14 protein-coding genes and 1 tRNA gene are annotated in these 12,200 nt (G+C 35.6%); 9 read left to right on the plus strand and 6 right to left on the minus strand.

Going from position 1 to position 12,200, the window contains the following annotated elements; all coding sequences use genetic code 11:
• Nucleotides 1–89: 89 nt before the first annotated feature.
• Nucleotides 90–1,094, minus strand: coding sequence for a ketoacyl-ACP synthase III (locus GSB9_01142; GenBank protein UKM64592.1), 1,005 nt, complete (start codon nucleotides 1,092–1,094; stop codon nucleotides 90–92).
• Between the two features lie 198 nt (nucleotides 1,095–1,292).
• Between GSB9_01142 and htpG the strand changes: the two genes are divergently transcribed.
• From htpG to GSB9_01146, 4 genes are all read left to right on the plus strand, one after another.
• The gene (gene htpG / locus GSB9_01143) at nucleotides 1,293–3,203 is read left to right on the plus strand and encodes a molecular chaperone HtpG (GenBank protein UKM64593.1); all 1,911 of its coding nucleotides are present in this window, start codon (nucleotides 1,293–1,295) and stop codon (nucleotides 3,201–3,203) included.
• Nucleotides 3,204–3,366: 163 nt separating this feature from the next.
• Nucleotides 3,367–4,050, plus strand: a complete 684-nt coding sequence (locus GSB9_01144) for a DUF4377 domain-containing protein (GenBank protein UKM64594.1) — start codon at nucleotides 3,367–3,369, stop codon at nucleotides 4,048–4,050.
• A gap of 31 nt (nucleotides 4,051–4,081) precedes the next feature.
• On the plus strand, nucleotides 4,082–4,543 hold the full coding sequence (locus GSB9_01145) for an FKBP-type peptidyl-prolyl cis-trans isomerase (GenBank protein UKM64595.1): 462 nt from the start codon (nucleotides 4,082–4,084) through the stop codon (nucleotides 4,541–4,543).
• 145 nt (nucleotides 4,544–4,688) lie between these two features.
• Nucleotides 4,689–5,324: an MOSC domain-containing protein gene (locus GSB9_01146; protein ID UKM64596.1), complete on the plus strand. Its 636-nt coding sequence runs from the start codon at nucleotides 4,689–4,691 to the stop codon at nucleotides 5,322–5,324.
• A gap of 97 nt (nucleotides 5,325–5,421) precedes the next feature.
• Here the strand turns inward: GSB9_01146 and GSB9_01147 are convergent, their stop codons facing one another.
• Together GSB9_01147 and GSB9_01148 are read right to left on the minus strand one after the other, a co-directional pair.
• A complete protein-coding gene (locus GSB9_01147) occupies nucleotides 5,422–5,715 on the minus strand; it encodes a hypothetical protein (GenBank protein UKM64597.2) in 294 nt (97 codons plus the stop codon).
• Nucleotides 5,716–5,766: 51 nt separating this feature from the next.
• The gene (locus GSB9_01148; protein ID UKM64598.2) at nucleotides 5,767–6,870 is read right to left on the minus strand and encodes an outer membrane beta-barrel protein; all 1,104 of its coding nucleotides are present in this window, start codon (nucleotides 6,868–6,870) and stop codon (nucleotides 5,767–5,769) included.
• Nucleotides 6,871–6,970: 100 nt separating this feature from the next.
• Here GSB9_01148 and GSB9_01149 point away from each other — a divergent pair, with 100 nt between their 5' ends.
• From GSB9_01149 to GSB9_01152, 3 genes are all read left to right on the plus strand, one after another.
• The gene (locus GSB9_01149) at nucleotides 6,971–7,201 is read left to right on the plus strand and encodes a hypothetical protein (protein ID UKM64599.1); all 231 of its coding nucleotides are present in this window, start codon (nucleotides 6,971–6,973) and stop codon (nucleotides 7,199–7,201) included.
• Nucleotides 7,202–7,532: 331 nt separating this feature from the next.
• Nucleotides 7,533–7,913, plus strand: coding sequence for a hypothetical protein (locus GSB9_01151; GenBank protein UKM64601.1), 381 nt, complete (start codon nucleotides 7,533–7,535; stop codon nucleotides 7,911–7,913).
• A 32-nt stretch (nucleotides 7,914–7,945) separates the two neighbouring features.
• A complete protein-coding gene (locus GSB9_01152; protein UKM64602.1) occupies nucleotides 7,946–9,187 on the plus strand; it encodes a DEAD/DEAH box helicase in 1,242 nt (413 codons plus the stop codon).
• Nucleotides 9,188–9,190: 3 nt separating this feature from the next.
• Here the strand turns inward: GSB9_01152 and GSB9_01153 are convergent, their stop codons facing one another.
• Nucleotides 9,191–9,856 carry a M15 family metallopeptidase gene (locus GSB9_01153; GenBank protein ID UKM64603.1) on the minus strand — a complete coding sequence of 222 codons (666 nt, stop codon included), beginning with the start codon at nucleotides 9,854–9,856 and terminating at the stop codon, nucleotides 9,191–9,193.
• 39 nt (nucleotides 9,857–9,895) lie between these two features.
• Here GSB9_01153 and GSB9_01154 point away from each other — a divergent pair, with 39 nt between their 5' ends.
• A complete protein-coding gene (locus GSB9_01154; protein ID UKM64604.1) occupies nucleotides 9,896–10,489 on the plus strand; it encodes an alpha-ketoglutarate-dependent dioxygenase AlkB in 594 nt (197 codons plus the stop codon).
• Between the two features lie 553 nt (nucleotides 10,490–11,042).
• On the plus strand, nucleotides 11,043–11,750 hold the full coding sequence (locus tag GSB9_01155; GenBank protein UKM64605.1) for a DUF4369 domain-containing protein: 708 nt from the start codon (nucleotides 11,043–11,045) through the stop codon (nucleotides 11,748–11,750).
• 44 nt (nucleotides 11,751–11,794) lie between these two features.
• Here GSB9_01155 and GSB9_01156 read toward each other — a convergent pair.
• Together GSB9_01156 and GSB9_01157 are read right to left on the minus strand one after the other, a co-directional pair.
• Nucleotides 11,795–11,868 (minus strand) — tRNA-Thr (locus GSB9_01156).
• 61 nt (nucleotides 11,869–11,929) lie between these two features.
• The gene (locus GSB9_01157) at nucleotides 11,930–12,196 is read right to left on the minus strand and encodes a hypothetical protein (GenBank protein ID UKM64606.1); all 267 of its coding nucleotides are present in this window, start codon (nucleotides 12,194–12,196) and stop codon (nucleotides 11,930–11,932) included.
• Nucleotides 12,197–12,200 lie beyond the last annotated feature (4 nt).

Below are 12,200 nucleotides of genomic sequence, written 5' to 3' on the forward strand. Positions count from 1 at the left end.
TCTAACAGTATAAGATTCTTCACATTAGTGTTAGTTGAAGTTGATTAATAGCTAGGAAACCCCAAAATCTGCTTTTGGGGTTTTCGTTTTTAGGTCCATTTTATTATGGCGCTACCCCAAGTAAAACCACTACCAAAAGCGGCTAGCACAACATGATTTCCTGCTTGTATTTTTCCTTCTTCCCACGCTTCGGTAAGTGCAATAATTACCGAGGCAGCCGTAGTATTTCCATATTTCATAATGTTATTGAAAACCTGATTATCCCTGAGCCCAAATTTTTTTTGAATAAATTGAGCTATCCGCAAATTAGCTTGGTGTGGAATTAGCATATCAATATCTTCCTTCTTCAGGGCATTTTTATTTAAGCCTTCCATGATTACTTCGCTAAAACGTACAACGGCATGCTTAAACACAAACGTACCGTCCATATATGGAAAATAAGAAGTATCATCAGGGTTTTCTAAAATCTCAGGCACCCAATGTGCTATGCTGGGGCCTTTTACCATAAGCTTTTCGGCATATTTACCCTCACTGTGTAAGTGGGTAGATAAAATACCTTTTGTGGTATCTTTTTCTCTGGTAAGCACACAAGCGCCAGCACCATCACCAAAAATAACCGAAACACCTCTTCCCCTTGTCGTTTTATCCAGACCGTTACTGTGGTATTCTGCTCCAATAACCAAAACATTTTTGTACATGCCTGTTTTTATAAACTGATCGGCTACAGAAATGGCATAAACAAATCCAGAGCATTGGTTGCGCACATCCAAAGCACCTACGGTAGGCATATCTAACATATCTTGTATTTGCACGCCGCAGCCCGGAAAGTAATAATCAGGACTTAAAGTTGCGAACACAATAAAATCGATATCGTCTTTAGTCAAACCAGAACGTTCAATTGCAATCCTTGCTGCTTTTGCGCCCATAACTGCCGATGTATCGCCACTTCCTTTTTTTATCCAACGGCGCTCTTCTATGCCAGTCCGTTCTTGTATCCATTCATCATTGGTATCCATCATTTTCGACAAATCATGATTGGTTACCACGTTATCTGGAACATACTTGCCCAAACCAATTATTTTAGAATTGTACATACCCCTAATTTTTTATTTAAACCAAAATACAAAATAATCTCTGGATTTAACAACAATTAAAGTATCGGGACTTTAGTTAAAACCATAAAAAATGACCAACACAAAATATTTATGTCAGTTTGTCACTTCTTTGCCATTGGCATTTTTGTTGCTTTTCATAAATACGCATAAAAAACAACAATAAAAACATTATAAATCATGACAAAAGGAAACATTAATGTATCGGTAGAGAATATCTTCCCTCTCATTAAAAAATTCTTGTACAGCGACCACGAAATCTTTTTACGTGAGCTTATCAGCAATGCCACAGATGCCACTTTAAAATTAAAACACCTTACCAACATTGGTGAAGCTAAAGTTGAATACGGCAACCCAAAAATTGAAGTAAAGGTCGATAAAGAAGGTAAAAAACTTCACATTATAGACCAAGGTGTTGGTATGACTGCTGATGAAGTTGAAAAATACATTAACCAAATTGCCTTTTCTGGCGCTGAAGAGTTTATTGACAAATATAAAGATGCTGGTAAAGACGCCGGTATTATCGGTCATTTTGGCTTAGGTTTTTATTCTGCTTTTATGGTTGCCAGCAAAGTTGAAATTATTACCAAATCTTTTAAAGACGAACCTGCAGCACATTGGGTTTGCGATGGTTCACCTGAATTTACTTTAGAACCTGCCGAAAAAACTGAAAGAGGTACAGAAATCATTCTTCATATTGCAGATGATTCTACTGAATTTCTTGAAGAATCTAAAATTCGTGAGTTGTTAAATAAGTACAACAAGTTTATGCCCATCCCAATTAAATTTGGAACTAAGGAAATAAACGACCCAGAGCACGAACCTGCAACTATTACCGATAAAGACGGGAAAGAAACCAAAGAACCACATAGGCAAATTACAGTTGATGATATTATTAACAACCCCGATCCAGCGTGGACGAAACAGCCAACAGATTTAAAGGAAGAGGATTACAGCAACTTCTACCGCGAACTTTACCCAATGCAGTTTGAGGAGCCTTTATTCCATATCCATTTAAATGTTGATTACCCGTTCAACCTAACTGGCATCTTGTATTTTCCAAAGCTGTCTAACGATATGCAGATACAAAAAGACAAAATTCAATTATACCAAAACCAAGTTTTTGTAACCGATAATGTTGAAGGTATTGTTCCTGAATTTTTAACCATGCTTCGCGGCGTTATCGATTCTCCGGATATTCCTTTGAACGTATCGCGTTCTTACTTGCAAGCCGATGGCGCTGTTAAGAAAATTTCGTCATACATCACCAGAAAGGTGGCCGATAAATTAAAATCACTATTTAACAGTAACCGTGAAGATTTTGAAGCTAAATGGGACGATATTAAAATCGTTATTGAATACGGTATGCTTTCTGAAGAAAAATTCTTTGAAAAAGCTGATGCTTTTGCATTGTACCCAACGGTTGATGGCAAATACTTTACTTACGACGAGCTTTACAATAAAATTAAAGCAAAACAAACCGATAAGGATGATAAGCTGGTAATCCTTTATGCGTCTGATAAAGATGCGCAACATAGTTATATTGAGGCTGCAAAAGCTAAAGATTATGAGGTGTTGTTATTAGACTCGCCAATTGTATCCCACTTAATCCAAAAATTAGAAACCAGTAAAGAAAACATTTCGTTTGCCCGTGTTGATGGTGACCATATCGACAATCTAATTAAAAAGGACGACAACGTTATTTCTAAATTGGACGACGAGCAAAAGAAAACCTTAGACGAACTTTTAAAAGAAGTTATTCCTTCTGAAAAATTCATGGTTCAATTGGTAGCAATGGACAGTAATGCCAATCCGTTTATTATCACACAGCCAGAATTTATGCGCCGCATGAAAGAAATGCAGCAAACTGGCGGTGGTGGCATGTTTGGCATGGGCAACATGCCAGAAATGTACAATTTAGTGGTAAACACAAACCACGACCTGGTAAGTGAAATTTTAAATACTAAAACCAAGAAGAAGCAAGAGCGTTTGATAAATCAAAGTTTAGATTTAGCTCGACTATCCCAAGGCTTATTAAAAGGTGAAGAACTCACAAATTTTATCAAGCGTAGTTACGATATGATAAAGTAAGCTAGTTGTCATGCAGAAATTGATTCAACATCTCAAACTAAACCAAAAAAACCACTCCTTAAACAGAGTGGTTTTTTTGGTTCGTGGCTATTTTTTTATGATTCCTTTAACGCAACCAAAACACAAAAAACACATCTTCAAACTATAACTCAAAATTATAATTATGACATTTATCAAAACACTTCCCGTTTTATTTTTAATGGCTATTTTAAATACCTCATGTAGCAACAATGTAGGGGCGGAAACAACAACCTATTGGGTAAACAGCTTAAAAGTGGAATGCGATGCCGGGGCAGGAAAAGCCCAATGCCTTCAAGTTTTTAAAGGCGACGATTTAAACAACGCTGAGTGGACTTTATTTTATTCCCCCATAGAAGGCTTTACTTTCGAGCCTGGTTACATACAAAAAATTGAAGTTAGAGAAACACATCTCAAACCCGAAACGGTTCCTGCCGATGCGTCATCGATAAAATACCAGTTAGTGAAAGTTTTAGAAAAGCAAAAAGACAAAAAGGCAATACTTAACGATATTTGGGCTGCAACCCATATTGATGGTAACAAGATTGAAAACAAAAACACTCCTACGCTTGAAATTAACATATCAAAAATGCAAGCTTTTGGCTCAGACGGCTGCAATAATTTTTCAGGCAGTATTAAAAACTTAAATGACAACACACTTACTTTCGGCCCGCTGGCTTCAACTCGAAAAATGTGTCCAGATATGACGGTTTCACAACAGTTCAACCAAGTTATATCACAAACAGCTAGTTATAAACACGAACAAGCAACCCTTTATCTATATAATGAAGCAGGCGATGAAACATTGCGTTTTAAAAAAGTAGACTAACCTTTAAGCACAAAATTTTAAGTAAAAATTCATGAAACACTTTTTAATAGCAGTTATAAGTTTATTAACAATGGCATCTTGTAGCAAAGATGAAAACCTTAACCACATAGATTATAGAGAACAGAACGAAGGCGATATCAAAACCTATATCGCCGATAATAACTTAAACGCTACTAAAACCAAATCTGGCCTATATTACATTATAGATCATAAAGGTGAAGGTACGCAACCCAACACAAACAGTAATGTAACCGTAGCTTACAAAGGCTATTTTTTAAACGGTTCTGTGTTCGACCAAAGTGATCCAGAGGGCATAACGTTTAATTTACAACAGGTTATTGACGGCTGGACAGAAGGCATTACCTATTTTAACGAAGGCGGCAACGGTAAGTTATTAGTACCCGCCCATTTGGGTTATGGAAGTTATGATTACAGAGACATTCCAGGAGGGTCAGTATTAGTTTTTGATATTGAATTGATTGCTACGGACTAAATGACCGAATCAAAACAAATAAAAAACCACTGACTGACTAGTGGCTTTTTTATTCTTTAAAATTGAATGTATTAAAATTTTCAGCTACCTTAGATTGACAATAATGTCAATCTTTAAAAAAATAAATTTCAAAAGCCATTGAAAAATGCAAATCACCTCCACAAACCTTTCAAAACCCACTACCATTACTTGGAATGGAAAAACACAACAAACTGGCATTTTTAAAACTCCCACCAATATGCCTATTTTCTTGGGAAAAAGCGGTGTACAAAACGATGCTGTTATCGACAGAAAGTATCATGGTGGCGAATTTAAGGCTTGCTATCTTTTTTCAGAAAATCAATATGGCTACTGGCAAGATCTTTATCCGAATCTCGATTGGGATTGGGGGATGTTCGGAGAAAACCTTACCGTCAAAAATTTAGATGAGACCAAAATATATGTTGGCGATATTTACAAAATAGGTAACGCTATTGTACAGATAACCGAACCTAGGGAGCCCTGCTTTAAATTGGGGATTAGGTTTGGTTCGCAAAGCATTATAAAACAATTTATTGAACACAGTTTTCCCGGAACCTATATTCGCATAATAGAAGAAGGCACAGTTGAAAAAGGAGACGTCTTTCAGCTTATTGAAAAGAATACCAACAGTTTAACCACGGCTGAACTCTTCAAATTAATTATTTCAAAAGAAAAAAACCAAAACCACTTAAAGTTAGCCATTAACAATGAAGCCTTGCCCCCAAAAAAGAGACAACAACTCGAAGGTTTTTTAAAATAGATTCTTTTGATTAAACACCGCTTTAACCTTAAGACACAATAATAACAAAGCCCCGTCAAATTAACGAGGCTTATTATTATCTTAAAACTAAAATAGGTTAGTGCTTATTATCTGCATCCTTCTTTTTAGCATTTTCTAAATTGTCTTTATTCATTTCCAAATACAAATCCTGTAATTGTTTTACCTGCTTGTTTAACATGTTTATTTCCGTTTTTAAACTGTCAACATAGGCTTTATCGGTCGGCGTTGATGGCATTGGCATTTGATATGGATAAGGGATAATATATTGCGGTACAATTTGAGGTTGCTGTTTAGCTGGTTGGTTTAGTTTTATCGATTCAACAATTCTATCAATAAATAAATCGAACTGCTCTGGCGACAAACGCATCATTATATTTTCTTCTTCCTTAGCAGATTGCGCCTCAGTTTCTCCTTTAACTTTTTAAACCCCTTCCTGCGAAAGCGTAACCAAGCTTTGTTCAACATCTTCAACCTGCTTTAAATCATCCTGCACTTTTTTCTTCTCTTCAAGCAACGAAATTGTTGTTTCGGCATCAAGGGTATTTCTAGAAGTCTCCAAAGCTGTATTTAACGAATCTATTTTTGTATTGTACTCTTTTTTCTGCGTTTCAATACGTTCTTTATGGGCGGCCGCCTTTTTTGCCGCTCGTTTTTGATAGGCTATTGAATCTGAAACCTTTTGGATGGTTTTAGCCTCTTCTAAATTATCCTGATAAATGGCTTCAGGACTTTTAGATTTAGCACCTATTGCAAATTTTAAACCTGCATTGTACATAAAATGGCTCTGTATACCTTCGGTATTTTGTATATCTTGAACATCCTCACCCGATGTTATCAAATATTTGGCTGCTCCCGTTATCGCAATATTTTTAGCCAATGGAATATTTAAGCCCACACCGGCGGATTCAAACATCGAACTATCGGCTTTTGGCAAATCTATATTATCGTTGTAGCCATCTTGAACACCCAATCGCCCTCCTCCAAAAGTTAAATATGGAATCACACTATTGCCATCGTTTAAATTAGCTCTAAACTCTAAACCGTAAAGTTGTAAAGGCTGCCAATTAAAATCGAGTGCGTTTTCTGAAGCCGATTTGAAATAAAATGCTCGAAACTCAACATATTGATTAAAATCCATACCTAGAAACCCACCAACTACATAAGAATCCCTCAAAGCTGAAGCACCATCAAAGTTGATGTGCCCCACACTAGGTTCTACGATTAACCGCAGCCCTTTAAAGCCACCTTGAAATTGACGTCTATAAGCACGATCTAGCTCGGTTTCCTCTTCCATTTTGTTGCCTCCCAGATAAAATTGCAAACTAGCTTGCACACTCCAGCTATAGAGCCGGTTAGATTCGGTATCAGCATCTGTTATACCTAAACTTATCTTATCGGCATCTGTCAATAAATACTTAGCCGCATTAAAATTATATGTCGTATTTTTACCTTCTAATGCCAATGAAATTCTATCGGTTAGCTTAAATTTAACCCCAAGACCAAGACCAGCATAAATTTGTTCCAAATCGCTTGCCCTTTCAAAGCTAGATTCTCTAAACGCCCTTCTTGCTTCGAGTACCAAACAAGACAGCGCACAGAAAAATACTACACATAAAGATACCGTAATGGTATCTCAAGATCTAACCATTGTAAATACCAACACAACTGCTCCTCAAAAACCACTTAGTGTATCAAAACATTTCTATAAAAATATATATTTTGATAACGGAAGTTTCGCTTTAGACCAAAATGCTAAAAACCACCTTTTATCGCTCGTAGAAATTTTAAAAACGGAGTCTAGAGCTACCGTTTTTATTGATGGCAATGCCAGTAATGTGGGTAACAAGGTTTTTTAATGAGCATCTCTCTGCAAAACGAACCAATTCGGTAAAACAAGCTTTAATGAGTTATGGCACAGACCCTGTGCAAATTGCCACCAATTTTAAGGGTACTGATTACAACACGAAAGATGCCAATGAAGCCAGACGTACCGAAGTTTATCTCGTAAAAAGAAACTAAATAATCTTTCAAGGAATTCCAGGATATCTTAACTTTTTATGCAGCAACCATTTAGGCATTATTTTACTGGTTAAGAAAGCTCAAGTAACTTGTTTTTAAAACTAATTTTTTTCAATGCATTTGAAAATTAAATTGTTTTTAAAATCCATTTTTTTGTATCTTTAGGTTATGCGAGCACTTATTGAAAAATTAAAACTCAAAAAATTTGATGATATTTATATCCTTAATAAACCTGACAATTTTGAGACGGTTTTTACGGATATAAATCATTCAGAATCCTTGGTGACCACTTCTTGCGTAGAGTGTGCTGTTGTTTTCTCCAAAACTAAGGAAGAATTTATAAACCAAATGCTCACGCTTTTTCCAAGATTAATGGAAGGTTCTGTTATTTGGGTGTTCTTCCCAAACGAGACCACTAAAGGCGAAATTTCAAAACTTCATTTAGAATACGATTGGGATTTTTTAGGCGACTATCGCCTAAAGCCTACCAAACAAATTAATGTAGATGAGCATTGGGATGCCATGAAAGTTAAACCCATTCGCTCCTAAATTTGCCGTATCTTTACAGCAAAATATTTTAAATGTCCTTTAAAGACCTTCAATTAAAGAAGCCCATTTTACGAGCCGTGGCCGAGGCCGGCTATGATACCCCAACAACAGTTCAGGAAAAAGCTATTCCGTTGGTTTTAAATCAAAAAGACCTTGTCGTTTCGGCACAAACAGGTACCGGAAAAACAGCTGCATTTGCTTTGCCCATTCTACAACTATTATTAAATAACCAAGACAGCCCTAAAAAAGGGAAAAAGATTAAGGCATTAATTGTAAGCCCTACCAGAGAGCTTGCTATTCAAATTGAAGACAACTTTAAAATCTATAGCAACTACACAAACCTAAGAACTACTGTAGTTTTTGGAGGTGTTTCTATAGAGCCTCAAAAAGACGTTTTAAAAAAAGGCGTTGACATTTTAATTGCTACACCGGGCAGGCTGCTGGACTTACATAAGCAAAATATTATTAACCTTGATTATGTTGAAACCTTAGTTCTGGATGAGGCAGACCTTATGCTAGATATGGGGTTTATTGATGACGTTAGAAAAATTGAACGTTTGTGCACACGAGAAAAGCAAACGCTTTTGTTCTCAGCTACTATGCCGCACAAAGTTCAATATTTAGCCAACACCATTTTAAAAAACCCTGAGCGTATTGAGGTTGAACAAAATTCTTCTACATCAACAAATGTTAACCAACTTCTATACTATGTCCCCAAAAGAAATAAAATTGAATTGTGTTTACATTTATTGCGAAATACAATTAGAGGAAACATCATTATTTTTAGGCGTACCAAATTTGGCGTTGACAAACTTGAAAAAACACTGCTGAAAAACAGTTATAAGGTTGACAGTATTCATGGCGACAAAAGTCAAACAGCGAGACAAGAAGCATTAAACCGTTTTAAAGCAGGCAAAGTCAATGTTTTAATTGCTACCGATGTAGCCGCCCGAGGTATTGATATAGATGAACTCGACGCCGTTATAAACTTCGATTTACCAAACATACCCGAAACCTACGTACACCGTATTGGCCGTACGGCACGTGCTGGAAATAAGGGCACCGCCCATTCGTTTTGTTCGGCAGACGAAAAAAATTATGTGCAAAGTATTCAGCAGCTCATCCAACTTCAAATCAATGTGGTTGAAAACCACCCCTATCCGTTAGACCCAAAAGCTAAACCCATAGTGCATAAGTCGAAAAAAACGGGTAGCAAACACAAAAAAGGCAGAAAAAGCAAAGCTTCAAAAAAGAAAAAGAAACGTTGGTATTAAAATTTATTCAATGGGAAAATCAAAAAAGGTATTCCGGAATGGTTCGCCACGTAAAGTAAAATGCCACCATTCCTTTGGGTAATTCCTAAAGCCGTATTTTAACATAATTTTTTGCAACAATTGTCTGTTGGCTTTTTGCTTTTCGGTAATCTTATTATACAACACCCAGGATTCCTTACCAAAAAAATCATAAGGACTTCCCATATCCAAAGGCTTTCCTGTATTGCCGTCAATAATTGTTAAATCAACTGTGCTTCCCTTACTATGACCTGATCTTGAAGCAATATATTCTTCCTTAAACAAATTCTTTTTTTTAACATTAGGGTAAAACCGATGCTTATTAATCGTATCATGCCAGTCCCTGGCCCATCTAATAAAATGGTTTACAGCCCGCTGGGGCCTGTAGCCGTCATATATTTTTAAACACAAGTTTTGCTCCTGCAACGCCTCGTGCACATGCTTTAGGGCTTGAGTTGCCGCTTGGGTAAGAATTAATGTATTGGCATGATAGCCATCAATAGGTTTTCCTACAAAATTATTAGAACCATAATAACGCAATTCAACATCTAAATCTGGTATATAATCCCTAACATAAACAAAACCCTCGGGCAATTGTGCCGCAACATTGGTAATAAAAAACAATAACAAAAACCTTAACGTATGCTTCATTTTAAAATTAAATTACGCTAATTTAGAAAATAAAAGACAATGCGGCAGACATCTAAAATTAATTTGAACTTAAAAGATGCCGAAGTACTTTACTTTCCTAATTTTTTTAGCAATAGAGAAGCAGACACTTGTTTTAAAAACCTAATGGCCGAAATTGAATGGCGGCAAGATAACATTACCGTTTTTGGAAAGACTTATGCCCAACCAAGACTTACCGCATTTTTTGCAGACAACGATAAACCATACGGATATAGCAATATTAAAATGCGACCCAAACCGTTTGGAGGGCATTTATTGCTAATAAAGCAAATTCTAGAAAACGAGCTAAAAATAAAGTTTACGAGTTGTTTGGCAAATTTATACCGAAACGGCCAAGACAGCAATGGCTGGCATGCCGATAACGAAAAGGAACTTGGTTTAAATCCTATTATAGCTTCTGTTTCTTTGGGTGAAGAACGCATTTTCCACTTAAAGCATAAAACAGATAAAACATTGAAAACTAAAATTAAACTGGAGCATGGCAGTTTATTACTTATGAAAGGTGCTACACAGCGCAATTGGCTACATCAAATTCCAAAAACTAAAAAACCTATTGGCAAACGCATTAATCTCACATTTCGGATTATTGCATAAAAAAAGCCGGGTTCCCTCAAACCCGGCCTCTTCAATTTGCTTTTTATATTATGATGTTAGATTTGGGGTCTCCGTATCAACAACATAATGCAAATATTAATTAATTAATCCATTGAACTAAAAAGTGTGTTATTTAGTACACTCCAAAGATATAATTATTAAACATATCTGACCGATAAAAAACATTTAAAATCGATGAAATACATTAAATTTTAACATTTATTGACAAAATAATCACTTTAATCGATGAAATACATGATTTTAAAAACCTGAAGTGTTTAAAAATAAACCTTCAAACATTAAAAAAGCACCCAAAAAAAGGTGCTCTTTTACTAACTAACCAACCAAAATATGAAATACAATTCTGAAGTTTAAAGTAACTACTCAATAAACTATATACTAGAATGTATCTGCAAACAATTAAGCAATACTCATGCCAAATTATAAAAGAATACATTTTTTGCACTTTTTTAACACTTTAAAATATCGTGAAGCCATTAGCTTTTAATATATAATTATAAGATATTTGCCTTCTTTAAAAATTATTCACTCCATGAGAAAAATTTCAACTCTACTTCTTGCCTTGTTAATAATGGCTTGCAGTAACGAAAAAAACAACTTAATTGTAAAAGGTAGCATCAAAGACCTAAAAAAAGGAGTTGTTTACCTTAAAAAGGTAAAAGACACCAGCTTGGTTACTTTAGACTCTGTAGCTATAAACGGTAACTCTGTATTTGAATTACACAGTCCCATTGAAAGTCCACAAGTTTTCTTTTTATATCTGGATAAAAACAGTGCCATTGAAGACAGAATAGTATTTTTTGCAGATAAAGGTACTACTGAAATAAACACGACATTAAAAAACTTTGTTTTTGACGCTAAAATTAAAGGATCGAAACAACAAAAGGTTTTTGAAGAATATAACAAGACCATAACCCAAATAAACAATAGAAACCTTGACTTGATAAAAGAAAGTTTTGAAGCTGAAAAAGCGGGCGACACGGCCAAAATCGATTCGCTAAAAAAAGAAGCCAACAGCATTTTAAAACGCAAATACCTTTACACCGTTAATTTTGCCATTAACAACAAAGATAGCGAGGTAGCCCCCTATTTGGCACTTAGTGAAATCTACAATGCGAAATTAAGTTTATTGGACACCATTAACAACTCGCTTACACCTAAAGTTAAGGCATCAAAATACGGTAAAGAATTGGATGCGTTTATCAAACAGATAAAAGAGGAAGAAGAAAGCACAAAATAATAGCAACAAAAAACGCCTTTCGATTGAAAGGCGTTTTTGTGTAGAGCCGATAGAGGGACTCGAACCCACGACCTGCTGATTACAAATCAGCTGCTCTAGCCAGCTGAGCTATATCGGCTTATTTAACGGGTGCAAATATAATCTCAAAAATTAAATCTGCAAGCAATCCGTTAAAAAAATTATAGCTTATTTATTTTTTCAATTAAAGCGTTTCCTTTTTCTTCCAGTTCGTTTCTCACACCATCAAAGTGGGCCTTTGGGTTTTCGATGTTTTTAGCATTAACCTTTGCCATCAATTCATCAAAAGTTTCAATTGCCTCATCTATAATCGCTCCACTTTTCTCAACACCTTTATCTGTATTTGAGTATTCCCAAACATACACGCTTTCTATAATATCACCTAACACATAGTTGATATCTTTTTTTAGGTCTCTAACATTTGCCATTTTT

The organism is Flavobacteriaceae bacterium GSB9 (genome assembly GCA_022749295.1).
Lineage (GTDB): Bacteria > Bacteroidota > Bacteroidia > Flavobacteriales > Flavobacteriaceae > Flavisericum.

Coding starts and splice junctions, on each gene's coding strand:
- GSB9_01151 (UKM64601.1), top strand. CDS start 7,533: ATGCGAGCACTTATTGAAAAATTAAAACTCAAAAAATTTGATGATATT.
- GSB9_01152 (UKM64602.1), top strand. CDS start 7,946: ATGTCCTTTAAAGACCTTCAATTAAAGAAGCCCATTTTACGAGCCGTG.
- GSB9_01144 (UKM64594.1), top strand. CDS start 3,367: ATGACATTTATCAAAACACTTCCCGTTTTATTTTTAATGGCTATTTTA.
- GSB9_01154 (UKM64604.1), top strand. CDS start 9,896: ATGCGGCAGACATCTAAAATTAATTTGAACTTAAAAGATGCCGAAGTA.
- GSB9_01146 (UKM64596.1), top strand. CDS start 4,689: ATGCAAATCACCTCCACAAACCTTTCAAAACCCACTACCATTACTTGG.
- GSB9_01147 (UKM64597.2), bottom strand. CDS start 5,715: ATGATGCGTTTGTCGCCAGAGCAGTTCGATTTATTTATTGATAGAATT.
- GSB9_01142 (UKM64592.1), bottom strand. CDS start 1,094: ATGTACAATTCTAAAATAATTGGTTTGGGCAAGTATGTTCCAGATAAC.
- GSB9_01157 (UKM64606.1), bottom strand. CDS start 12,196: ATGGCAAATGTTAGAGACCTAAAAAAAGATATCAACTATGTGTTAGGT.
- GSB9_01153 (UKM64603.1), bottom strand. CDS start 9,856: ATGAAGCATACGTTAAGGTTTTTGTTATTGTTTTTTATTACCAATGTT.
- GSB9_01155 (UKM64605.1), top strand. CDS start 11,043: ATGAGAAAAATTTCAACTCTACTTCTTGCCTTGTTAATAATGGCTTGC.
- htpG (UKM64593.1), top strand. CDS start 1,293: ATGACAAAAGGAAACATTAATGTATCGGTAGAGAATATCTTCCCTCTC.
- GSB9_01149 (UKM64599.1), top strand. CDS start 6,971: ATGGTATCTCAAGATCTAACCATTGTAAATACCAACACAACTGCTCCT.
- GSB9_01145 (UKM64595.1), top strand. CDS start 4,082: ATGAAACACTTTTTAATAGCAGTTATAAGTTTATTAACAATGGCATCT.